At 72.1% G+C, this 24,469-nt stretch carries 14 protein-coding genes; 12 read left to right on the top strand and 2 right to left on the bottom strand.

The window, feature by feature from the left end; genetic code table 11:
* The first annotated feature begins 557 nt into the window (after window positions 1–557).
* The 7 genes from QSK15_RS29885 to QSK15_RS29915 all read left to right on the top strand — a co-directional run bounded on the left by QSK15_RS29885 (window position 558) and on the right by QSK15_RS29915 (window position 14,636).
* Window positions 558–3,437 carry an ATP-binding protein gene (locus QSK15_RS29885; protein WP_285797379.1) on the top strand — a complete coding sequence of 960 codons (2,880 nt, stop codon included), beginning with the start codon at window positions 558–560 and terminating at the stop codon, window positions 3,435–3,437.
* A 152-nt stretch (window positions 3,438–3,589) separates the two neighbouring features.
* Window positions 3,590–4,615 carry a hypothetical protein gene (locus QSK15_RS29890; RefSeq protein WP_285797380.1) on the top strand — a complete coding sequence of 342 codons (1,026 nt, stop codon included), beginning with the start codon at window positions 3,590–3,592 and terminating at the stop codon, window positions 4,613–4,615.
* A gap of 146 nt (window positions 4,616–4,761) precedes the next feature.
* Window positions 4,762–7,038: a TOMM precursor leader peptide-binding protein gene (locus QSK15_RS29895; RefSeq protein WP_285797381.1), complete on the top strand. Its 2,277-nt coding sequence runs from the start codon at window positions 4,762–4,764 to the stop codon at window positions 7,036–7,038.
* A gap of 82 nt (window positions 7,039–7,120) precedes the next feature.
* The gene (locus QSK15_RS29900; protein ID WP_285797382.1) at window positions 7,121–8,584 is read left to right on the top strand and encodes a SagB/ThcOx family dehydrogenase; all 1,464 of its coding nucleotides are present in this window, start codon (window positions 7,121–7,123) and stop codon (window positions 8,582–8,584) included.
* A complete protein-coding gene (locus tag QSK15_RS29905; RefSeq protein WP_285797383.1) occupies window positions 8,581–9,390 on the top strand; it encodes an HlyD family efflux transporter periplasmic adaptor subunit in 810 nt (269 codons plus the stop codon). Before QSK15_RS29900 ends, QSK15_RS29905 begins: the two co-directional genes overlap by 4 nt.
* Window positions 9,387–11,570, top strand: a complete 2,184-nt coding sequence (locus tag QSK15_RS29910; RefSeq protein WP_285797384.1) for an NHLP family bacteriocin export ABC transporter peptidase/permease/ATPase subunit — start codon at window positions 9,387–9,389, stop codon at window positions 11,568–11,570. Before QSK15_RS29905 ends, QSK15_RS29910 begins: the two co-directional genes overlap by 4 nt.
* A 24-nt stretch (window positions 11,571–11,594) precedes the next feature.
* Window positions 11,595–14,636, top strand: coding sequence for an ATP-binding cassette domain-containing protein (locus QSK15_RS29915; RefSeq protein WP_285797385.1), 3,042 nt, complete (start codon window positions 11,595–11,597; stop codon window positions 14,634–14,636).
* Between the two features lie 8 nt (window positions 14,637–14,644).
* Here the strand turns inward: QSK15_RS29915 and QSK15_RS29920 are convergent, their stop codons facing one another.
* Window positions 14,645–15,424: a MerR family transcriptional regulator gene (locus tag QSK15_RS29920; protein WP_279518678.1), complete on the bottom strand. Its 780-nt coding sequence runs from the start codon at window positions 15,422–15,424 to the stop codon at window positions 14,645–14,647.
* Between the two features lie 323 nt (window positions 15,425–15,747).
* On the opposite strand from QSK15_RS29920, the gene QSK15_RS29925 reads away from it, so the two are divergent.
* The 5 genes from QSK15_RS29925 (at window position 15,748) to QSK15_RS29945 (ending at window position 21,352) form a co-directional block, all read left to right on the top strand.
* A complete protein-coding gene (locus QSK15_RS29925) occupies window positions 15,748–16,110 on the top strand; it encodes a hypothetical protein (protein ID WP_130401942.1) in 363 nt (120 codons plus the stop codon).
* A gap of 146 nt (window positions 16,111–16,256) precedes the next feature.
* The gene (locus QSK15_RS29930) at window positions 16,257–16,631 is read left to right on the top strand and encodes a class IIb bacteriocin, lactobin A/cerein 7B family (protein WP_030328340.1); all 375 of its coding nucleotides are present in this window, start codon (window positions 16,257–16,259) and stop codon (window positions 16,629–16,631) included.
* 27 nt (window positions 16,632–16,658) lie between these two features.
* Window positions 16,659–17,825 carry a YcaO-like family protein gene (locus QSK15_RS29935; protein WP_285797386.1) on the top strand — a complete coding sequence of 389 codons (1,167 nt, stop codon included), beginning with the start codon at window positions 16,659–16,661 and terminating at the stop codon, window positions 17,823–17,825.
* The gene (locus QSK15_RS29940; protein ID WP_285797387.1) at window positions 17,818–19,215 is read left to right on the top strand and encodes a TfuA-like protein; all 1,398 of its coding nucleotides are present in this window, start codon (window positions 17,818–17,820) and stop codon (window positions 19,213–19,215) included. The genes QSK15_RS29935 and QSK15_RS29940 overlap by 8 nt, the downstream gene beginning before the upstream one ends.
* A 10-nt stretch (window positions 19,216–19,225) precedes the next feature.
* Complete coding sequence (locus QSK15_RS29945) at window positions 19,226–21,352, top strand: B12-binding domain-containing radical SAM protein (protein ID WP_285797388.1); 2,127 nt, start codon at window positions 19,226–19,228, stop codon at window positions 21,350–21,352.
* Window positions 21,353–21,438: 86 nt separating this feature from the next.
* On the opposite strand, the gene QSK15_RS29950 is transcribed toward QSK15_RS29945, so the two are convergent.
* Window positions 21,439–23,895 (bottom strand): hypothetical protein, encoded by a 2,457-nt coding sequence (locus QSK15_RS29950; RefSeq protein ID WP_285797389.1) that lies wholly within the window; start codon window positions 23,893–23,895, stop codon window positions 21,439–21,441.
* Between the last annotated feature and the right edge of the window lie 574 nt (window positions 23,896–24,469).

Genomic DNA, 24,469 nt, shown 5'->3' on the forward strand with positions numbered 1-24,469 from the left:
GCGGGCTGGATTGCCTGCGGCTTTCCGCCGTTCGTGCTGCGTCTGCATGTTGCGGATCGCATGTTGAACGCCGGTGACCCGTGGCCAATTTTGGACGCGGCATTCCAGCCATTTGTCCGCAGTGGAACCCGCGCCGACGGTTCACCAAGTGGGACGGACGTCAGGGTTGAAGGCGAAGGCAGGAATATGACCGCTTAGGGTGATTCACCATAGCCGGCCATGATCGTGGTGATATCAGATTAGACGTGGCCCTCCGTTCGATTGACCAGGTGTCCGGGCGGTCGCTGCACAGCTCGGCAGCCGTCGCGGGTCGTTGGCGGCCGCAGCCCGAGACCGGCAGGTCGTGGGTGATGTAGGGGTTTCCGGGACATTGTTCCGCGCTTCTGGCCACCGGTCCTTTTCTGCGGCTTGTGAGGTGATGTCGGAAAGAACCTGCACCGCGACGCCATCTGTTGGAATGGGCGCGGCTCGCATCGGTATGTTTCGACATTCAGCGGTGCTTGGGTATAGTGCGGTCAATTCCCCTTGAGTGTGCCGGAAGGCGTCTGGTCTGCGTGATGACACCTGGGCTGGAAAGCGCATCATTGAGCCCGCGCTTCGTCGGGCGGCGACCACAGTTGGCACGTATCGGGAGAGCCCAGGCGACTGTGCTGAGCCGACGGTGGCAAATGGTTTGCGAGGTGGTCGGAGAGCCGGGCATCGGCAAGACCCGGTTCGTCCACGAGGCTCTGCAGCGGTGCGGGCCCACCATCCCCTGGGCCGTCGGGACCTGTTCGCCGGACGAACGAGGAGTCCCGTTCCACGTGTTCCGACACGCCTTCAGCGAGGGACAGTCACTCCGCCACGAGGTGCGTGCCGGGCGGCCCACCGAGGAGACCTGGGCGGAGTCGGTCGCGGCGGTGCCAACCGCGCCGGCGCGAGCGTCGGACGCCCGGCGGTTCCGGACCTACCAGCTGGCCCGCAGGCTGATCGGTCTGGCGGCCCGAGACGGTCTGGTGCTGGTCCTCGACGACCTGCACTGGGCGGATGCCTCCTCCACCGGTCTGATCGCCCACCTGCTGCGATATCCGGTGCCCGCCCCGCTGCTGCTCGTCCTGGTCTACCGCCCGCGGCAGATGGCGACCCCGATGCCCTTCGGGCCACCGGTTCCCGCCGAGCACGCCGACGCGGACCCGACGTCACACGATCGGATCGAACTGCACCCGCTCAGCGTCGCCGAGGTCGGGCTCCTGCACCCCCACGTCGACCAGGCGGAGCTGCGCGCCCGGTACGACCTGAGCGGCGGCAACCCCGGTTACCTCGCGGTGCTGCCCAGCGGCCCCACCTCGACCAGCGCGGACCCGATCCGGGAAGCACAGGGCGCCCGACTGACCGACGCGGCGGTGGCCGTGCTGCGCCGCGAGTGGGTGGACCTGCCCCCCGTGGAGCTGACCTGCCTGCGGGCCGGGGCGATCGTCGACGCGCCCTTCAGCACGGACCTGCTCGCCGAGGTCGCGCAGGTCCCGCCGTCGGCGGCGGTCGAGGCCAGTTGGCGGTTGGCCCGGCTGGACCTGGTCCGCCGGGTACCCGGAACGGGACGGTTCGCCTTCCGGCACCCGGTGCTGCGGATGGCGGTCGCCCAGGACACCGACCCGGCGTGGCAGGTGAAGGCGTGTGTGCGCGCGCTCACCGCGCTCGTCGAACTGGGTGCACCACCAACGGACCGGGCCCGCTACGCGGAACGCCTGCTCTCCCTGCCGAACGGTGGCTGGGCCGACCGCTGCGTCACCGTGCTCTGCCGGGCCGCGCAGGAGGTCCGGCGCGAGACGCCGGACCTGGCCATCCGCTGGCTGCGGCTGGCGCTGTGTGCGTTGCGACCGACCGCCGGGCTCACCCGACGTCGCCAGGACGTGTCGCTCGCGTTGGCCCAGATCACCGGGGAGACGGGCGATCTCGCCGAGAGCAGGGCCCTGCTCCAGGAGATCGTGCCGCTGTTCCCCGCCGACCCGGACGGACGGCGGGCGCGGGCAGTGGCTCTCTGGGCGCGGGTGGAACGTCTGCTCGGCAACTACGCGGAGGCGGCGGCCATCAGTCGGCGGGAACTGGCCGCCCTGCCAGCCGGTGCCGGACCCGCCGGCGCTTACCGACTCGCCACCGAGATCGGCGTCGCCGGCATCCTGGCCGGGCACCCCGTGACCGGGGTACCCGACATGCTCGCTGGTGACCTCGGCGGCTCCGGAGCGGACCGGGCCAGCCTGCTGGCTGTCAGCAGCCTGGCCGCCGCCCACGACGGCTCGCTCGACGACGCCCGGGGCCTGCTCGATGCCGGTACCCGGATCGTCGACGCGCTGCCGGACCGGGACATGCGCGACCACCCCGACTGCTTCACCGCGCTCGGTCTGAGTGAGCTGTACCTCGAACGGCAGGCCGATGCCGCACGGCACCTCGACCGCGGGCTGACGCTCGTCCGCGCCTCGCACCGCGACGACGGGCTGTGCCAGCTGCTGCTCGGACGTAGCCAGGTGGCCTACCACGGCGGGCAGCTGAACACCGCCATCGCACTGGCCACCGAGGCCGGCATCGTTGCCCGGCGCATCGGCAGTCACCACCTGCTGAGCTTCGCCCTGGCGTTCGAGGCGGAGGCGACGGCGTGGCGGGGTGGCCCTCAGGACGACGACCGGGCGGTGGCGCTGGCCCGCAGCGCCGTCGGCATCGCCACCGACCTCACCACCTGGTGCGGTCGTACCGCCGCGACGGCGTTGGCGACCGCGGCGCTGCTGTCGGGCGATCCGGGAACCTGTGTCGAGCTGGTGCTCTCGGCCGGCGGCGACAACCGACTGAGCCGGCTCCAGACGTCCCTGCGGCCCCGGTGGTACGAACTGCTGTGCGCCGCCGCGCTCGCCGCCGGCGAGGTGGCTGACGCCGAGCGGCAGGCGCGGCTGGCAATGACCGAGGCGGACCAGGTGGGTCTGCGTGGGCAGCGGGGCTTCGCCGAGTCGGCGTACGGCGAGGTGCTGCTCGCCCGCGGCGAGTTCCGGGCGGCGCTGCCGCACCTTCAGACCGCTGCTGACCTGTTCCGTACCGGTGGGATGGTGCTGCGGCGCAGCCTTGCGCTGGCCTCCCTGGCCCGGGCGGCGGAAGCCGCCGACCAGACCGCCCTGGCGGCGCGGGCCCGCCGCCGGGCGTTGGAACTGGCCGGGTGGTGCGCAACGGAACGGGTCGGCCTGCGACTGGCCCGTCCGGTCGGTCCGCGCGAGGTCGCCGCCCTGACCGACCGGGAGTGGCACATAGCCCGTCTGGCGGCGACCGGGGCCACCAGCCGACTGATCGGCCGGCAGCTGAACATCAGCCCCCGCACGGTGGAGGCGCACCTGACCCGCATCTATCGCAAGGCGGGCGTCGCCTCCCGATCGGCTCTGGTCGCCTGGGTCGCTCGGCTCGATGACACCGATCGGTGACCACGACCCGGGCCGGATGACGTCGTTTCGTGCAACGTCGACAGGCCGGGCAGCACGAGGCAGCGCCGCCGCCGTCGTAGCCCGACCGCCGCTCACATACTCGACTGCATCCGGGTGCGATTCCCGTGCGCCGGTGGTGGATGGAGGACGAGATGCTGCGCAGAAGGTCCGTCAGGAACCCGCGTACCCTCGCCGCGCCGGTGCCGGCGATCCCGTTCGCCGCCGCCACGGTGGCGCTGCTGGTGCTGACCGGCTGTGGTGGCGAGCCGGTGGACGCGGCCACCCCGGCGCCCCACGACTCGACCGCGTTCGGTCGGGACCGGGCCGCGCTGGTGCTCACCGCCTTCGACCAGGCCGACTCGGCCGCCTCGGTGGCCGGTGACGTCGAGGCGCTGCGGACCCAGGAGGTGTCGCCCTCGCTGGACCTCAGCATCGCCGCGGTGCGGCGGGCCGAGTACAACCAGCGTGCCCAACCGTCCTTTCAGCACATCAACCCGGCCTTCGCGGTGCCACCCGGCGAACCGTCCTGTTTCCTCGCCACCGCCACGCTCCGGCTGACCGGATCGGAACTGGCTCCCACCGACGTCAGCCAGTTCGTGCGCGGTGCCGATGGCCAGTGGAAGCTCAGCCACAACGTTCAGGTCACCCAACCCTCGCTGGTGGTGGCTCGCAGCATCGACGGCCGGCCGGCCACCGCGGGCGGCGCGGCCCTGGACGAGACCAGTCGCCGGGCCCTCGCCGCCGAGGTGTTCGCCCGCAGCATCGGGTCCACGACGGGCAACCGTTCCCTCGTCGCGTCGAGTCCGCTGCTCGACGGCCAGTTCGCCGGCGGTTGGGAGGTGTACGGGCAGCAGCTCGCCGGTGTCGGCGGGGCGGTGCGGCGGACGATGGACCAGGCCCAGTGGTCCGACTGCGCGGTCGCCGTGCCGACCGGCACGCTCACCTTTCTGACGATCCACGCCACCGACACGCTGAGTCCGGCGCCGGGCGGTCCGGCGACCGTCCGACTGGAACCGCAGAGCCCGGACCTGATCGCCACCGGTCATCGCACGGCGGTCAGCGGAAAGTCGATCCGGGTCACCCGGGTGGAGACCTTCGCGCTGCTCGTGCCGGCGCAGACCGTCGGCACCTCGGTGCTGGGGCTCAACGACACCGCGTTGACAGTCACCGCCGGCTGACCCGGCCGCCCCGCTGCCACGGCACCGGCGACGGCAGAAACCGGTGGCATCGCTCGGATCGGGGCGCACCGGACCGCGACGATGGCAGCAGCCGTGATCGGGGCGGGCCCCGCTCGGTCCGGCCACCAGGCCCGGGAGGAACCCATATGTGGCGTCCGCGCTTCCGAACGGACTACGTGCCGGTGCGGCTGCCCGACGGCCCGCTGGTGGTGTTGGGGGAGACCCGCAGCCTGCTCATCGACGACCCGGTCGCCGCGGACCTGGCCGACCAGCTCGACGGTGCCGCGCCGCTGGCCGACGTGGTGGCGCGGCTGGCCACCCGGCACCCGGTCGCCGCCGTCGCCGCGGCCCTCGCCCGGCTGCGCGACCACGGCCTGCTGGCGTCCGGCCCGGCGCACAGCACGCCGGCCGAGGCCGCAGGCTGGGACGCCCGGGGTGTCCCGCCCGACGCCGCACGGCGGTGGATGGTCGGGGGAGCGGTCACCATCGTGGACCTGGGCGCGCCCCGGGTGGCCGAGACCGCCGACGCGCTGCGCGCCCTCGGACTCGCCCCGACGGTGGTCGGGCCGGACGCGCCGGACCCCGGCCCGGCCACCGACCAGGTGCTGGTGCTGCCGTCGTCGATGCTCGACCCGCGGCTGGCGCTGATCAACGACCGGCACCTCGCCGCCGGTCGCGCGTGGACCCTGGCCCGGCCGCACGGCAACGTCGTCTTCCTCGGCCCGCACCTCGTGCCGGGCCGCACCGGCTGCTGGGCCTGCCTGCGGCAACGCTGGCAGGAGAACGAACAGGTGAACGCCTTCCTCGACGGGCAGGACCTGGCCGGTCCGCTGCCGCAGCCCGGCCGTGCGGTACTGCCCGGCCTGGCCACCATGGCGGCCGGGCTGCTCGCCGCCGAACTCGCGGTGCTCGCCATCCGGGGCGCGTCGCCCCGCCTCACCGGCCGGATGGTCGCAGTGGACACCCGGGACCTGAGCACGGAGAGCCACCAACTGGTACGTCAGCCGCAGTGCCCCGCCTGCGGCGACCCGGACCTCGTCCGCAAGGCCGAGGCGCGGATCGACCTGCCGCCGAGCGGCGCCCAGCCCAGCCGGACCGTCGACTCCCGCACCAGGCAACCCGCCGAGGCGTACGCCGCGCTCGTCCACCACGTCAGCCGGTACCTGGGCGTGGTCAGCCGGCTGACCCCGCTGGAGGCGACCGACAACGGCGTCACCCACACCTACTCGGCCGGGCACAACTTCGCCCAACCCCGCCAGCTCGCCGCGTTGCGCCGCAACCTGCGCGGGCAGAGCGGCGGCAAGGGCCGGACCGACCTGCAGGCCCGGATGAGCGCGCTCGGGGAGGCGGTGGAGCGCTACTGCGGGGTGTGGCGCGGCGACCGGCCCGTACACCGGGCGACCTACCGGCAGCTCGGCCCGGACCGCGCGGTGCACCTGCGGGAGCTGCTGCTGTTCTCGGAACGCCAGTACGCCGACCGGCACCGGCTCAACCGCGACCTGGGCCACCTGCACCGTGTTCCCCGCCCACTGCCCGACGAGGTGGAGCTGGACTGGACCACGGGTTGGTCGCTGACCCGGCAGACACCGCGCGAGCTGCCCGCGGCGCACTGCTGGTACGGGCATCCGGAGCTGACCGGGCTGGGGGTGTGCTCGGCCGACTCGAACGGCTGCGCGGCCGGAGGCAACCTGTCCGACGCGATCCTGCAGGGCTTCTGCGAACTCGTGGAGCGAGACAGCGTGGCCCTGTGGTGGTACCACCGCTCCCGGATGCCCGGGGTGGACCTGGCCTCGTTCGCCGACCCGTGGACGGCCGCCTGCGTCGACCATCACGCCACCGCCCTCGGCCGCGAACTGTGGGCCCTCGACCTGACCGCCGACCTGGGCGTACCCACGTTCGCGGCGGTGTCCCGTCGCGTCGACCGGGGGCCGGAGGACGTCCTGGTCGGCTTCGGCGCGCACCTGGACGCGCGGGTCGCGCTGACCCGGGCGCTGACCGAAGTGAACCAGTTCCTGCCCGCCATCGCCGGCCCCGACTCCGAGCGCAACCGGTACGGCGTCGACGATCCGGACACCGCGCGCTGGTTCGGCACCGTGCGGGTGGCCGACCAGCTGTGGCTGGCCCCGGATCCCAGCCGGCCGCCGCGCACCGCGGCGGACCACCCGCCGCTGACCACCGGCGACGTCGGTGACGACGTGCGGTGGTGCGTACGCCGGGCCGAGCAGGCCGGCCTGGAGGTGATCGTCGTCGACCAGTCCCGACCGGACGTCGACCTGGCGGTGGTGAAAGTCGTCGTTCCGGGCCTGCGGCACTTCTGGCGTCGACTCGGTCCCGGCCGGCTGTGGGACGTGCCGGCCCACCTTGGCCGGAGCCCACTGGCCGTCGACGAGACGTCAGCCAATCCGCTGAACGTCTTCTTCTAGCCGGTGATCCCGGGCCCACCGGGACCGCGGGAAGGATGTGGGGGATGACCACCGTCGTGAACCCGGTCGGTCGGCGACCGTCATGAGCGGCTCCGTCGGCGGTCCGCCGATACAGGAGTCGTACCGGCTGCGCCGTGACGCGGAGCTGCGGATCGGTGAGGACGGCACGCTGACGCTGCGGCAAACCCGATTCCAGCTCAGCCTGGAGCAACCGGGCATGGGCCGGCGGGCGCTGCTGCTGCGGCTCGCCGCCGACTGGGTCAACGACGTCGAGGTCGGCCGGCTGATCAGCGGCCTGGAGGGGGAGAACCGGGTGTTGCCCGCGCAGCTGCTGCTGCGCCGTCTGCTCGCCCACTCCTGGTTGGAGCGTCGCGTCCAGGTCGACGATCGGCCGCTGCTCGACCTGGTGCCCACCGGCCTGGGCCGGGGGAGTCTGCCGGAGACGCGCCCGCACACCCCGGGGGTCCGCTACCGGCTCTCCCGCTTCACCACCCTGCAGCACGACCGGGACATGCTGGTGGCCGCGTCGGCGCTGAGCACCCTCGTCGTCGGCTGCGCCGACGCCGCCCTCGGCGCGGTGCTGGCCGCCGCCGTGCCGGGCGTCGGACCCGACGCGGTGGCCCGCACGCTCGGCGTGCCGCCGGATGTCGCCGGCCGGGTGCTCGACGAGTTGACCACCGCCCGGGTCCTGGTCACCGAAGCCGATTTCGAGGCGGAATGCGACGAGGCGCCGCTGGCCTACTGGTCGCCGGAGGAGCTGCGGCTGCACCACCGCTCCCGCGCCGGCCGGCACGCGCTGCCGGTGGGCGGCACCTACCGGATGCGGGAGCGCTTCACCCCGCAACCGCTGCGTCGCCCGTACGAGGGGAGTCGGGCGATCGAGCTGCCGCTGCCGGACCTGGCGACGATCGCCAAGGAGGACCCCTCGTTCAGTCAGGTCGTCGCGGACCGGCGCAGCGTGCGCGAACACGACGACGCGGCGCCACTGCCCCTGGAACGGCTGGCGGAGTTCCTGTACCGGTCGCAGCACACCACCGCCGTCGGCGAGGCCGGCGGGCAGGAGGTCGGCCACCGGCCGTACCCGGGTGGTGGCGGCGTCTACGAACTGGAGATCTACCCGCTGGTGGCGCGCTGCGCCGGGCTCGATCCCGGGCTCTACCACTACGACCCGGTGGGGCACCGGCTGGAGCCGGTCGCCGCCTGGGGAACGGCCGCCGACCGGCTGCTGGCGTACGCCCGGGCGTCCGGCGCGCTGCCCCGGCCGCCGCAGACGGTCCTGGTCGTCACCGCCCGCGTGCAGCGGCTCATGTGGAAGTACGAAGGGATGAGCTACGCCATGATTCTCAAGGACGCGGGTGTGCTGACCCAGCAGATGTATCTCGTCGCCACCGCCATGGGGCTGGCGCCGTGCGCCCTCGGCGCCGGAGACTCGCAGGCCTTCGCCGAGCTGTCCGGGCTCGACCCGCTGGTCGAGCCCAGCGTGGCCGACTTCCTGCTCGGCTCGCGTCGCGCCACCGGCCCGGCCGCCGGGGAGGGTCGGCCATGAAGTTCCGGCGGCAGGCGCTGCGCCAGTTGGAGGCGCCCGAGCAACTGGACCGGGCGGTCCGGCTGACCACCGTGCCGAACTGGCTGGCCACCACCGCACTGGTCATCGTCGTGGTCGCCGCAGGTGTCTGGTCCGTACGCACCGTGGTGCCCCGGACGGTCGAGGCGGCCGGGGTGCTGATCCACTCGAACGGGATCTCCGCGCTCGACGCGCTCGACGCCGGCCAGGTGACCAAGGTGTGGGCGGCACCCCACCAGCGGGTGCCGAAGGGCACGCCCCTCTACAGCCTGCGCACGACCGACGGCAAGGTACGGGTGGAGACGGCGCCGGGTGACGCGTACGTCGTCGCCTGGCTGGTCTCGGAGGGCGAGATCGTCACCCCCGGGACGCACCTGGCCGACCTGGAACGGCTCGACGCCGCCGGGGACGCGTTGCAGGCCGTCGTCTACGCCCCCGCCGTCGCCGCGCCGCTGCTGCAACCCGGCGTCTCCGTCGAGGTGGCTGCCGCGGCCGCGCCGCGCAACGTGTTCGGCACCCTGGCCGGCCAGGTCACCACTGTCGGTGCTTTCCCGGAGACCGAGGCCTCGCTGCGCGCCTTCCTGGGCACCGGGCCGGACGTCCGGCGGCTGCTCGCCCGCGGCAGCGTGGTGCGGGTGACGGTGGCCCTGGAACCCGACCCGGCCGCCCCGGGCGGCCTGCGCTGGACCAAGTCCCCGCCGCCGTTCCAGCTCAACTCGGCCAGCGAGGTCACCGCATGGTTCACAGTGGACCGGGAACACCCGATCGACTGGTTGCTGCGGCGATGAGCGCGCCGACGACAGCCGCCAGCGGCACGCCGGAGCTGCCCAGGATCCGGCGTCGCCGGGTCCGCACACCCGCCCTGATCCAGATGGAGGCGGTGGAGTGCGGTGCCGCCGCGCTGGGGATCCTGCTCGCGCACCACGGTCGGCACGTGCCCCTGGAGGAGCTGCGCCGGGTGTGCGGGGTCAGCCGGGACGGCTCCACCGCGGCCACCGTGCTCAAGGGTGCCCGCCGCTACGGCATGGTGGCCAAGGGTTTCCAGATGGACCTGGCCGGCCTGGCCACCGTGGCGCTGCCGGCGGTGCTGTTCTGGCGGTTCGAGCACTTCGTGGTGCTGGAAGGGCTCGGCCGTAAGGTCCACATCAACGATCCGGCCACCGGCCCTCGGGCGGTGAGCTGGGAGGAGTTCGACGGCGCCTTCACCGGCATCGTGCTCACCATGGAGCCCGGCCCGCAGTTCCAGCCCGGTGGCACCCGCTACCGGCTGGTGCGGGCGCTGGCCGAGCGGTGGCGCGGCCCGGGCTCGGCGATCGCGCAGATGCTGCTGCTGGGCCTGCTGATCGCCGTGGTCGGTCTGACCATCCCGGTGATGGCCAAGGTCTTCGTCGACCGGGTGCTGCTGCAGGAGGATCGGGCCGCGTTCGCCGGCCTGGTGGCGGCGGTGGCGGTGGCCACCGTGCTGACCTTCCTGGCCAGCCTGCTTCAGCAGCGCCTGACCGTACGCGCGGAGACGGCGCTCGCCCTCGCCAGCGCCGCCAGGTTCTTCCGACATCTGCTGCGGCTGCCGCCGACCTTCTTCGACCAGCGGCAGGCCGCCGACCTCAGCCAGCGGGTCCGCGGCAACGAGGTGGTCGCCGAGGTGCTCACCCGCCGGACGGCCACCACCGTCGTGGACACCGGCCTGGTGCTGGCGTACGGGGCTCTGCTCTGCCAGTACGACCTGCTGCTCGGACTGTGCGCGGTGGTCCTCGCCGGGCTGAACGTCAGCGTGCTCCGCTACGTCGCCTCGACCCGGTCCACCGCCGTCGTCGGCCTGCAGGCGGACCGCAGCAAGCTGGTCACCACCGTGTACACCACGGTTCAGATGATCGAGACGGTGAAGGCCGGCGGCGAGGAGGAACGGGCGGTGGCCCGGTTCGCCGCGCGCCATGCCACCGTCGCCACCCGTCAGCAGCGGCTCGGGGTGCCCACCGCGGTGCTCTCGGTGCTGCCGGCGCTGCTCGCCTCGGCGACCACGGCGGTGCTGTTGGGGTTGGGCAGCCGGCAGGTGGTGGCCGAGTCGATGAGCGTCGGTGTGCTGGTCGGCATGCAGAGCCTGGCGGCGGCGATGAACCGCCCGTTGGGAAATCTGACCGCGCTGGGCTCCCGGTTGCAGGACATGAGCGCCGACCTCAACCGGCTGCGTGACGTGGAGCGCTACCCACTGCCCACGGTCCAGGACCGACCCGCCGGTCCGGTGGCCCCGATGGAGGGGCACCTGCGCATCGACGGGGTCACCTTCGGCTACAACCCGTTGGGCCGTCCACTGCTGGAGAACTTCAGCCTCGACCTGCCGCCGGGTGCCCGGGTGGCGCTCGTCGGGCGGTCGGGCAGCGGCAAGTCGACGGTCGGCAGGCTGGTCGCCGGGCTCTACCGGCCCTGGAGCGGGCAGGTCACTGTGGACGGTCTGGAGCGGGCCGGTGCCGACGACGGTCTCTGGGCGGCCACCGTCGCCATGGTGGACCAGGACCAACGCCTGTTCGAGGGGACGGTGCGGGACAACGTCACCATGTGGGACCTCACAGTCGCCGATGACGACGTCGTCACCGCGCTGACCGACGCGTGCCTCTACGACGAGGTCGCGGCCCGCCCGGGCGGTCTCGGCAGCCCGGTGCGGGAGAACGCCCGCAACTTCTCGGGTGGGCAGCGGCAGCGGCTGGAGATCGCCCGAGCACTCGTCCGCAACCCCCGGGTGCTGGTGCTGGACGAGGCCACCAGCGCGCTGGACGCCGAGACCGAACGCCGGATCGACATGCACCTGCGCCGGCGTGGGGCCACCTGCCTGATCGTGGCCCACCGCCTGTCCACGGTGCGCGACTGCGACCTGATCGTCGTGCTGGACGGCGGCCGGGAGGTGGAGCGCGGCACCCACGAGCAGCTCGTCGCCCGCGACGGGGCGTACGCGCGCCTGGTCCGGGACCACTGACCACGACGATCCGAGGAGACGCTGATGAGTGGCGCGGTGGAGGATCCCCCGGCCGGTGGCCTGAGCGGTTTCTGCTCGGACGGCGTACGCCAGGTGTGTCGCCTGGACGGCCCGGCGGCGGGCTGGCTGGTCACCGGCGGTGAGGCCGACCTCTTCGCGGTACGCCGGGCCGGGATGAGCCCCTCGCGCCGGCACCACGTGGCCCGGCTGCCGGCGGGTGGCCTGGTCCCGACGTCCACCGCGATCGGTGCGTGGCAGTTGATCCTGGTGCCGTTGCCCGGAACGGAGCTGCGCGGGCTGTCCCGGCGTCACCTGTCGGTGCTGGAACGGCATGTTCGGCTCGGCCGGGTGGCGGACGAGGGGGCGTCGCTACGGGCGCGCGTCGCCGCGACGGAGTTGGTGGCGGCGGTGGATCTTGTGCTGGTCGCCGTCGCTGACGCGTTGCGTCGCGGGCAGGCGCCCCGGCAGGCGTCCACCCTCCAGGGACGCGAGATCATTTCGTTGGCGCAGGGGAGTGCCGTCACCTCCACCGGTGGGGCGTGGTGGCTGCGCAGCGCCGGTGGGCAACTGCGACGCAACGACGGTGGCCCGGCGGAGATGTCGGGGGAGCGGGAGCTGCTGCTGGTCGCCGAGCGGGACTGGGTGGTGGCCGAGTCGGCGTGCGCGGTGGAGAGCCACGGCAGCTGGGACCTGCTGGTCAACGGTCAGCTCCGGTCGGCGGTGGACCAGCATGTGGCCCGGTTGCTGCGAATGGTGGAGATCCGGATCGAGGAGGCCGACGCGGCGGTGCTGGGTGCCGTGCAGCGGCGCCGGGAGGCCGACGCGGCGGTGCTCGCCGCGGCGGCCCGCCGCTCGATCGGGGTGATCGGTGCGGGCGGTGCGGGCGGTGTGGTTCCGGTTCCCGACGGCGAGGCCGGCTTCGACCGGTACGGGCGAGCGGCCTCGGTGCTCCGGGTGGTCACCGAGGGGATGGGCAGCCCGATCAACGAGCCGGCCGACCGCAGCCGTGCGCCGCTGGACGACCGGGCGGCGGTGCACGCGGTGACCCGGGCGTCCAGCCTGTTCCTGCGGGAGGTGCGGCTGCCGGACCGGTGGTGGCGTCGCGACCTGGGGCCGCTGGTGGGGTGGCGGCCCGGCGACGACCCGCAGCGCGCCGTCGCGGTGCCGCTGGTGTTCCGCCGTGGTCGCTACCACCACGTCGACCCGGACACCCGGGCGTACGGCCCGGTCGACGCGATGGTGGCCGCCACGTTCGCCGCGGAGGCCACCGAGGTGCAGGCGCCGCTGCCGCCGACCGCCCGGATGCGCCACCTGCTGCGGGCCGGGCTGGTCGGTGCGTCCGGCGACGTACGGGGCCTGGTGTTCGCCGCCACCTGCGTGGCGGTGCTGGGCCTGGGCGTGCCGCTGGCCACCGGCGAGGTGCTCGGTCAACTGGCCCGGCAGGGCGAGGTGACCGGCCTTGTCGGGTTCCTCGCGCTGATGCTCAGCGCCGCGGTGGTCGCCGGGTTGGTGGGTGTGGTGCAGAACCTGCGTCTGCTGCGGTTGGACGGCCGGATGCAGTCGGGGGCGCAGCTGGCGATCTGGGATCGGCTGATGCGGCTACCGGCCCGGTTCTTCGCCGGTCGCAGCAGCGGCGAGATCGCCAACTCGATGTTGGGGATCTCGTTCGTCGGTGAGGCGTTGAGCGCGTTGCTGCCGCAGCTCGTCACGGCGGCGGCGACCGTCGCGGTGACCCTCGGCATGCTCCTGGTGGTCGAGCCGGTGCTCGGGCTCTGGGCAGCGGGGATCGTCGCCGTCACCATGCTGACCTTCGGCGGGTTCGCCGTGTTGATCGTCCACCAGCAACGGTCCGCGCTGCCGGCCGAGCACCGAGCGGCGGCGATGACCAATCAACTGCTCGGCGGCATCGTCAAGATCAAACTGGCGGCCGCCGAAAGCCGTGCCCACGCGCGCTGGTCGGAGGTGGCCGCGACGGCCCGAGCGGCCCTGCAACGGGTCCGGCAGAGTCAGGCGGGCCTGGTCGCCTTCGGCACCGTGCTGCCGGTAGCCGGTCAACTGGTCCTGTTCGCCGTGCTGATGGGGCCGCTCGCCGGCCGGGTCGCGCCGGCCGACTTCTTCATCCTCAACGTCGGCTTCGCGATGCTGCTGGGCGGGCTGCTGGTGCTGGTGTCGGCCGGGGTCGAAGTGATCGCGGCGGTGCCCCGGTTGGGCAGCCTGCGGGAGATCCTGCGCGCTGACCCCGAGGCACGGCCGGACCGGGTGGACCCGGGCGAGTTACGCGGCGAGATCGCGCTGCGCCGGCTCACCTTCGCCTACCAGCCGGACGAGCCGCCGGTGCTCGTCGACATCGACCTGCACATCCGCCCGGGCGAGTTCGTCGCCATCGTCGGGCCGAGCGGCTGCGGAAAGTCCACGCTGCTGCGGTTACTGCTCGGCTTCGAACGCCAGCAGCAGGGCGCCGTGCTCTACGACGGGCAGGACCTCTCCGAACTCGACGTGCACGCGGTCCGCAGGCAGTGCGGAGTGGTCCTGCAGGACGGTCAGCTCTTCGCCGGCTCGGTACGCGACAACATCTGCGGCGCCGGCAGCTTCCCCCTCGACCAGGTCTGGGAGGCGGCGCGGATGGCCGGCCTCGCCGACGACCTGGAGGCGCTGCCGATGGGGATGAGCACGATGGTGCCGTTCGGCGGCGGGACGCTCTCCGTCGGGCAACGTCAGCGGGTGCTGATCGCCCGCGCGCTGGCCCCGCTACCCCGGATCATCTTCCTCGACGAGGCGACGAGCGCCCTCGACAACCGCACGCAGGAGGTGGTCAGCCGCAGCACCGCGGCGCTGGCCGCGACCCGGGTGGTCATCGCCCACCGGTTGTCCACGGTCCGCGCGGCGGACAGCATAGTGGTCCTCGAAGCGGGGCGGATCGTCCAGCGGGGCAGCTTCGACGAGTTGATGGGCGACTCCGACGGGCTGTTCCACCGGTTGGCGCGGCGGCAACTGCTCACCGAACCGGAACGGTCCGACGCCGTGCCGGAGAGCCGACAGGCGGACGGTCAGCCCGCGACCGGCTGACGGTCCGGTCAGCCGTTGTCGATGACGGTGCTGTCCTCCAGGCACACGTCCGCGTCGAGGTGGTTTTCCAGCAGCTCGGCGATATGTGCCTCGGACTGGTTCTCCACCGCCAGTCGGAACGCCTCGGTGAGGACGTTGACCACGCCCTGGGTGAGCAACAGGGTCTCCCGGTCGAGGTCGGCCCAGGACGACCGGGCGTCGCTGCGTACCAGCTCCGGAGCGAGGGTCAGCAGCCGGGCGGTGACGGCGGCGACCAGCTCGTCGGCGACCGGTCGGAGGCTGTCCAGCACCTCGCTGAGGGTCTGCAGTGCCGGTACCGTGCCCACCCGTACCCGGTGCAGGTCCAGGGCGGCGCGCAGCGGACGCGGCCGGACGGTGCGGACGGTGCCGTCGGTGGTCCGGCCGATCACGCCGTGCCGGGTCAACGCGTGGGCCAACGCGGGGCGGTCGGCGGTCAGCCGTTGCAGCATCGCGGTGAGCCCGTCGGGCGCGTCGTCACTGGCCCGGACCCCGAGCATCGCCTCGATGGACACCAGGTTGAAACCCTGTCGTTGCAGGGCCAGGATCGCGTCCAGCCGACGGACGTGGGAGTCGTCGTAGAGCGCGGCCCGACCGCGGCGCACCGGCGGGGGCAGCAGCCGCCGCGCCTGGTGGGCTCGGATGTTGCGCGGCGACATCCCCACCTTGCGGGCCAGCTCCTCCACGCTGTACCCGACCGGAGCACCGGACGTCGTCGTCACCTCGTCGATGGTCACGGTGGCCTCCGGCAGCACTCGGTGACGGAACACGGCAACCCCGTCGAACCGCTGTCACGCTGGGCGGTCCGCCGATCGCAGCGTAAGTGCGGGCACCGGGCGGGTGAAAGGCGAGGAATTACTACTTGTCCACAGTGGTGACAATCATTAGGATCACCATCCGCCGCAACTCGCTGATTCCCAATTACCCGGCTTTCGCCGCAGCGCGACCTTTTCGCGGCCACATTCGATGAAATTCCCGCTCCCTGAGCTGACCGGATCCACCGGTGACCCACGATGAAGCGAAACCGGCGGCCCGGACCCTCCCGCGCTGCCTGTCGCCGCCATCGGCGGCCGACCATCGAAGGGAGCAGGGTGTGACACCTGTCGATCGAGCGGTCTTCGTGGCCGCGTACAGCCGGCTGGTCGCCGACGTCTGGGCCGACCCGGCCAAGGAGCAGGCGCTCGACCGGGACCCGCGCGGCTTCCTCGCCGGCTACGGGCTCCAGCTGTCCGAGGACGTGCAGGTCCGGGTCGTCCGGGACGTCACCGACGCCGATCCGGACCTGGAGGTGCAGATCGAGTCCTGGCAGCAGGCCGGCAGCACCGGCACGTTCGTGCTCTTCGTGCCGTCGCTGCTGCCGGTGGCTCAGGCGGAATTGGCCGAGGACGAACTGGACAGCGTCGTCGCCGGGCTGGACCCCAGCTGCGCCTGCTGCTGCCCGTGCTGCTGCACCTGACACCGAAGTCTGCCGCCCATTCGCCGGCACGGCAGATTCTGATGGCAGACAGTCAAAAACATTGATTGTCGAAGCTCGATCTTCGTAGCGTTCTCGCCACGACGATCACACCCCGTCTTGCAGCCACCCGAGGAAAGGACCGAACGATGAGCAACGACGAACAGGAATATGGCGCGAGGTTCGTGACCAAATACTCGGAACTGGTCACCGCAGTGTGGCGCAGCGACGAGGAACTGCAGCGCCTGCTCGCCGACCCGACCGGCTACGCGACCGCGGCCGGCCTGCCGGTCACCCCCGGCGCCCGGGTCGAGGTCGACCGCGCCCAGCCCGCCACGCTCTACACCAAGGACCAGATCGTCGCCGACTGGGCCGGCACGCCCGGCCTGCACATCCTGCACGTGCCCGAGGTGCCGCTGGTCGACCTCAACGAGCTCACCGAGGCCGAGCTGGAGACGGTCGCCGGCGGCGTGGCCCCCATCGCCGACAACAACGTCAACATCATCGCCGTCCTCATCCTCTGAGTTCCCCACCCCTCGCCGGGAGCCTCGATGACTGACACGACCGAGACCATCGCCTTCCGATCCGGCACCTACCGGACGGCCACCGTGGAGCAGACCTGGGAGCGGGTCGGACACCTGCTCGACCGGTTCCGGATCACCCGGGTCGCCGACATCACCCGGCTCGACGAGATCGGCCTACCGGTGCACGTCGCCTACCGGCCGGTGGGAGCCACCATGGCGGTGAGCGTCGGCACCGGCGCCACGGCGATGCAGGCCCGGGTCAGCGCGGTCATGGAGAGCATCGAGTCCTGGCATGCCGAGAACCTCCGGCCGGGGACCGTCGTCCGGTCCCCGGCCGAGGCGCTCGACCTGCCGTACGACGTCCGGTGGCTGCACCTGGCGGAACGGTCACCACTGACCCCTGCCGTCGAACTCGACTGGGTGGAAGGCCGTGGGCTGGTGACCGGTGCGCACTGCCTGGTGCCGCGCGCCACCATCGAACTGGACTTCACCATCCGGCGTGGCTGGGACCGCGCCCTGTTCACCCCCAGCAGCAACGGGCTGGCCACCGGGAACACCTTCGCCGAGGCCAGCCTGCACGCTCTGCTGGAGGTCGTCGAACGCGACTGCATCGCCCCGTACTGCACCGCACCGCTGGCCGAGCGCACCTACGCCGACCCGGGCACCGCCACCAACGCGATGACCCGCACGGTGCACGACGCGCTGGTGCGGGCCGGTTGCTGGGTGGAGGTCTGCGACATCACCAACGCGGTCGACGTGCCCTGCTACGCCGCCTCGATCTGGTCGGAGGACCTGCCGGTCACCTTCGGCGGCTTCGGCTGCCACGTGGACCCGGAGATCGCCGTCGGTCGAGCCATGGCGGAGGCGGCACAGTCGCGCCTCGTCATGGTCTCCGGAGCCCGGGACGACATCGACGCCACCGCGTACCACGATGTCAGCGCGCCGCCGGTGCCACCGCCCACCGTCGACCGGCCCGCCCGGCCGGTCCGCCCGAATCCGCCACCGGTCGGGGACGTGACCCAGGTGCTGCGCGAGCTGGCGTCCCGGGTGCAGCGGGTCACCGGCGTCGAGCCGTTCAGCGTCGACCTCACCCACGACGACATCGGCATCGCGGTGAGCAAGGTGTTCGCCCCCGGCCTGCGGATGTTCGACGAGCGGGCGCTGAGTACCCGACCGGGGGTGCCCCGTGACTGACGTCGTCTTCATCGGCCCGAGCCTGCCCGCCGACGAGGTCGGTCGGCTGCTGCCCGACGCGGTGGTGCTGCCCCCCGTCGCGCACGGCGACCTGCTCCGCCTGGACGTCGCCCCCGGCGACCGGGTCCTCGTCGTCGACGGGTTCTTCCTGCAACACCCGCCGGTCCGCCACCGCGAGATCCTCGACCTGCTCGACCGTGGCGTGACAGTTGCCGGCGCGGCCAGCATGGGCGCACTGCGCGCCGCCGAGCTGTGGCCGTTCGGCATGCGTGGCGTGGGCGAGGTCTTCCAGCTCTACCGCGACGGGGTCGTCACGGGCGACGACGAGGTGGCCGTGGTGCACGGCCCCGCCGAGGAGGGCCACCGCGCCCTGAGCGTCCCGCTGGTGAACATCCGGGTCGCGCTGCGCCGCGCCGTCGCGGCCGGCGTGCTCAGCGACACCGAGGCGGTGCTGCTGCTGAACATCGGCCGGGACCTGCCCTTCCGGCGACGGTCGTACCGGGCGCTGGAACGCAGCGCGCCACCCGAGGCGAGAGACGTGGTGGACCGGTTCCTGGCGTGGCACCGGCGGGACCCCGGCGACGCCAAGGGCGCCGACGCGCGGCTGCTGCTGTCGATGGCCGCGGACAACGCCCCCGAGCTGTGCCCGGCGCACCCCGGCGACCAACCGATCGACAACCTGCACACCCGCTTCCTCGACAGCTGGCGCTCCCGGTTCGCCGGCGAATCGGTCGGCGGGCACTGGACCAGCGACCGGGAGGCCGCCGCGGTGCTGATGCTGCTGCATCCCGAGTCGCCCACCTGGCACCGGCGGGGAGTGCTGGCCGGGCTGGCCGAGGTCGACAGCACCGACCCGGCGGTCGAGGAACGCGCCAGCGAGGTGGCCCGCCGACGCGGGCTGACCGGTGCGCCGGCGAGCGGGTGGGACTGGTTGACCGACCGGGAACGGGATCTCGACGACCGCGAGGCGGTGCTGCGGGTGTTGGTGCGCGCGTTCGGCACCACGCCGTACCGCAGCCTGGCGCTGTGGATGGTCGCGGCGCCGCTGCGTACCCCCGCGTTGCTCACCGCGGCGCGGCAGGTCGCGGCGACCGCGGCGTCGCTGAACGAAACGCTCGTCCCACGGACCACGGGGCGTCGCCGCCCGGGTGGTCGGCTGCACTTCCGCACCGAGATCGTCGACGCGTGCTTCGCACGGCTGTGGGGCTGTCCCGTCGACGAGCTGGAAGCGGCGGCGTGGGACCGCGGCTTCGTCGACCTTGCGGCGTTCCGGTACGCCGCCGAACCGTTGGTCGCGTACGTCAAGGCGTTCGGTTCCCCGCGACTGCCCACCGTGGGCACGCGCGCGCAGGAGGGCACCCTGGCCGGTCCAGCGGCCCGGGTCGGCTGAGGAGGCGTCGATGAGCGGCACGGTGAAGGCGGCACTGATCTACCCCCCGCTGACCGATCCCACCTCGGGATACCACTCCCTGAACTACCTCGACTCGTACGCCCGGGCCCAGGGGCACCAGCCGGCGGAGATCATCGACGCCAACATCGAGGCGTTCCACCACTCGTACACCCCGTCGGCGTACGACTGGCTGCGGCGGGAACTGTCCCGGCTCTCGATCGACGACCTCAGCGGCCCGGACGCGCTGATGGCCCGGGCCAACCAGCTCGGCCTGCCCGACCCGGATCCGGAGCGGCTGCGTCGGTCGATCGGCGTGCTGCAGGATCCGACCCTGTTCTACGACTACCGGCACTACCAGGACGCCGTCGAGGGCGTCATCTCCTGGATGGACGCGCTCGGCTCGGTCGGGTTTCCCGGGCAGTTCCACGCCGGCTTCCGACTCCACCCACCGCCGATGATCTCGATCGGTTCGGTGGCCGCGCTGACCGACGAGGCGCTGCTCGCCCGGCTCAACCGGCCCTTCCTGCCGTACTACGAGGACGTGCTGATTCCACGGCTGGCCGCAGGCGGGCACCAGGTGATCGGCATCAGCGCCACCTACCAGTGGCAGCTGCCGTTCGCGCTGTGGATCGCCCGACTCGTCCGGCAGGCCTGCCCGGACGTCTTCCTCATCGCAGGGGGCACGGAGATCTCCGACGTCTGGAAGTGCGCCAGCAAACCCGAGTACGTCTTCCAGGTGCTCGCCGACTTCGACGCGATAGTGGTCGGCGAGGGGGAGAGCGCGTACACGGAGATCCTGGACGCGGTGGCGACCGGCACCCTGCCGGCCGGGCACCCCAACGTCCGGCTGCACCCCAGGTACGGCCGCCAGCGTCACCTGCCGCTGCGCTACGAACGCCTGGCGCAGGTGCCGGTACCGGACTTCTCCGGCCTGCCCTGGGACCTCTACCTCAGCCCGGAGAAGTTCGTCTACTACTCGCCGACCCGGGGCTGCTACTGGAACAAGTGCACGTTCTGCGACTACGGACTGAACACCGACGGTCCCACCAGCCCTTGGCGACAGGACACGGTGGGCACCATGATCGCGGACGTCACCGAGCTGTCGAAGTTCGCCAAGTTCATCTACTTCTCCGTCGACGTGCTCGCCCCCGCAACCATCCTGCGCTTCGCCGAGCAGGTCGTCGAGCGAGGGCTGGACTTCCGCTGGGGCGCCGAGATCCGGCTGGAGAAGTACTGGTCCGACGAGCGCTGCGAACTGCTGCGGCGCAGCGGCTGCGTGGCCATCTCGGTCGGCTTCGAATCCGGCAACCAACGCATCCTCGACCTGATCGACAAGGGCACCAAACCCGAACAGGTACGCCGCACCATGACCGCGATGACCAAGGCCAACATCGGGGTGCAGATGATGGGCTTCACCGGCTTCCCCACCGAGACCCGCGAGGAGGCGCTGGACAGCGTCACCTTCCTGCGCGACAACCCGGACCTGTGGACCCTCGGCGGGCTCGGTGACTTCATGCTGACCCCGGGCGCCATCGTCGCCAAGGAACCCGAACGGTTCGGCATCACGAACGTGCGGCCGGTGGAAGGCTCCGACATCGTCCGGATGCTCAAGTACGACGAGCCGGTGACCGAGGCGGCGCAGGCCGAGGTCGCCCAGGCCAAGGCGGGCCTGAACCCGGGGCACTACCACCGTCCGTGGCTGGGCAGCACCGACACCCCGCACACGTTCTTCTACCACGACCGGTACGGCACCGCGGTGCGTGGCGTCCTCGCCAACGACCGGGTCCGGCACGACACCGACGACCAGACCGAGTTCCTCGCCAACGGCTCCTTCGTGGAGCGCGACGACGAGCAGGTCTGGGAGGCGTACCGGCGAATCCGGTCCGACGAGCAGGACGGCACGCCGGGCGACCTCCCGGCCGACCGGCACCTGTTCCGCCGGGTCGACGGTCAGGTGTTCGCACTCAACCGCAGCAGCCGGCTGTTCCTGGACCTCTTCAGCGCGCCACTCACCCTCGCCGAGGCGCAGCGTCGGCTCTGGATCGTCGAACCGACCGTCGCGGACCGGGTCTGGCGGACCTTCATCGGGCAGCGGCTGATCCGCCGGCACCGGCTCCCCGCCGAGCCGGCACGCTGAGCCGACCGCCCTGCCGGCCGTCGTCCGGCTGGACACCGGCTGCGGGTGGCGGCCCGGCCTGCCCGCCCGCTCGTCCCCCGCACGCGTCAGCCCGCGTGGCGCTCGAACAGAACGTCGGCGTCCTTCCAGCACTCGTGCGCCTTCGGGGGCGCGAGAGCCCGCGCCTGCCGGAACTGGTCCTTGGTCATGCCGCTGCTCCGGGCCTGGTAGGCGTCGAGGGCCAGTTGACGACGTGGGGGATCGGAGTCGGGGGCCGCGTAGAACTTCCCGTCCCGCAGAAGGGCCTTCACGGCATCCGGTCCCATCCCCAGTTCCTCAGCGATCGCGGCGCGGCTCATCCCCTCCTCCTGAAGGGCGACCGCCCGCCGGCAGCGCTCAAGCCGCGCGGCACGTGTCGCGGCGTTCGCGTCGGGGTTGGTGGTGCGGGGTGCCGGTGAACCGGGCTTCCTGGGCCGCTCAAGCCGTGGATCGGTTGGCCCGCCGAAGAGGGCACCCGGCACCGGCCGTGCCTCACCGATGATCCACGACGCGAAGACGTCGTGCAGCTTGCCGAGGTCCGCCGAGGTCACGCCGACGAGGCGAATTCCCGTGCGAGCCGCGAGCTCGATCTTCCGCGTCATCTTGTGCGCGTAGGCCGGCTCGTCCGGGAGACCCCAGGCCTCGACGTAGGTGCCGTCGTCGAGCAGCCAGTCGGCCCGCAGGCCCGTGGTGTTGAGGTCGGGATCATAGGGCCAGTAGGGCTCGACCTCGTGGGCAATGCCGTTCACGGTCAGGAAGTCGTCGATGTGCCGCTCCAGGAGGGACCGGCACAGGTGGCCGTCCGAGGCGACGGTGACGGTGCCACGGGCCAACTGCACACCGTCTCCGAGCAGCCCCGCCCGCTTCAGCCAGTCCGCCCAGATGAGCGGAGCGCGCTGCTCGGCGCCGGCGGCCGCACGGCGGACCCGGGCCCGGGGGACGTGCATACGGACGAGCATGGCGTGATCGGTGGCGGCCGGTTCCACAGTCGCCACCAACCGGGGGATCTGCGCCTGGCTGGGCGGGCCGCCCAACTCCACGGCGAGCTGCTGCAGGCACCACAGGGCCAGTGGTTCCCACGGCTCGTCCGCGCCGTGGTCGACCAGGAACCCCTTCACCGCCTTCCGGGCGCACCCGGAGCAGTACGCGAGCGGCCGGGCTCCCGGCTCGTCGCGACGAGTTGCGGTCAGTGCGTCCCGGCCGCAGAGGCGACAGGGAACGGGCTGCTGACCGTGCTGGTACTCGCCGTGGTCGTGCGGGCCGAACAGGGACTCCAGGTCACGCAGGTAGTAGCTGTCGTGGTGGAGCCAGTAGGTGTCGTTCTCAGCGAAGATCCGGTTCTGCTTCTCGTCGGTCCACCGCAGGGGCGACAGCTCGCCCAGCCCGTTGGGAAACACGTTCCGGTGCCGGGCCCACATCCGCCACACCTGCTGCTCGGCCAGGTCCGACGCCCGGCGTGACTCGGTCGCGTACCGGTCGGTGACACCGAGGTGACGGAGAAACTGCGCGGGATCGGGTGCGGCCCAGCGAGTGGCGACGGGGACGATGCCGTGCCGCCGCAGGAGGATCTCGGCGGGCTCCCGGTACGCGTCGGCGTGGACGTGAAGAACCTCGGTCTCGGGGTCGTACCAGCCCATCGAAGGCCCGGTGCCACGCGGCGTGAGAAGCCATCGCGCACCCCGGTGCACCAGCACCGCGTCGGGAAACCAGTCCCCGACAACCGCATCGTGTTGCGGAATGCCCGCGCGCTCGAGCGCGTCCAGAGCCGTCCGCCGGTGGCGCTCGTCGTCGAGGAACAGCACCCCGTCCTTGAGCTGCCCGAGGCGGCCTCCGGCCTGGTTGACGACGTAGACCAGGTGGTTGCCGAACACGGACCGTTGCTGGACGCGCAGCGGCGTGGGAGAGACGTCGCCGGGTGTGGACCGCCACTGGCGTACGTGGCCCTCGGCTTGCGCTTCGAGCAGCACGGCCTGCTCGACCCGTGCCGGCGGAACGTGCTCCCTTGCCTGCGCGGCCAGCACGGACGTGACGAGAGTGCGGTCCGTTGCACGACCCGCCGGGGTCCCGCCACGGCTCAGGAAGTCGTCTATGAGCGCGAGTGCCGCTTCGGGTCCGGGCACCCACAGCTGCAACTCGCCCTCGGACCGACCGGCCTTCACCCGGGCATGGCAACCGATCTCCGCCGGCTGCGCCCACTCCGCCAGATCGTGGAAGCGGTCTCCTCCGACGAAGCGGTGGTCGGCGTCGTACACGAAGGCCATGTGCCGGTCCCGGTACGACCCGCCGTACGTGATCGGCTGGGCGATCGAGATCGCCTTGGGGTTGTAGTCGTTGTCCGGTCGGGGGACGAGCGCCACGACGACGTCGATCCACTCGTCCCGACTCCCGCAGCCCTGGCGCAGCAGCTCGATTTCGACGAACTCGCTGAACCGTGCTCTCACCCACGTCGCGCAGTCGACGCGGCGCTGCCCATGGGGGAGCATCCACAGGCCGTGCTCGGCGCTGAACGTGATCGCTGCTGACACGAGAGCGAATGATGCCAGGGATGATCAACGAAGCTGCGGAGGGTCGGGGCACGTCAACCTCGTGGCGCTGGCCAACGTCACTGCTCGCCGAATCAGGTTGCGAGGATCCCGATGGCAAGTGCGTCCGTGCTCCGGCGCAGCGAGGTCCGTGGGCTTCTCGTGCCGCCGCGACAGGTGGAGTATCTGCTTCCGCACTTCCTGGATGGTCTCGACAGCGGCCGCGACATCGGCGCGTTCTTTTCTCACGACGGAATGCCTCTGTCGTAAACAAGACAGACGGACATCGGGCCCCGGCGAGCTGAGCGGAAAACGCTTGGCCGACGTATTGATAGGCGAACCGAAGCAGCGCGGTGCCGGCCCGGCGGGAGGCGTCATCTCCCCACCGGGAGCGCTGGCAGGTCACTGACGACAGATGCGACAGACACCTGGATCGAGCTGGGCTCCCGCGTCCACAGAGGCCGTTCGGGTCACCATGGTCGATCGGCGTACGTCATGCCCGAGGCGTTGGGTGGGGCCGCTATCGCCGATCCGTCCGATGTGGTGACTCGGCTCGGACGCGGCGACCGTGCGTCGA

The sequence above is a fragment of the Micromonospora sp. NBRC 107095 genome (genome assembly GCF_030269705.1).
GTDB classification, from domain to species: domain Bacteria; phylum Actinomycetota; class Actinomycetes; order Mycobacteriales; family Micromonosporaceae; genus Micromonospora; species Micromonospora parva.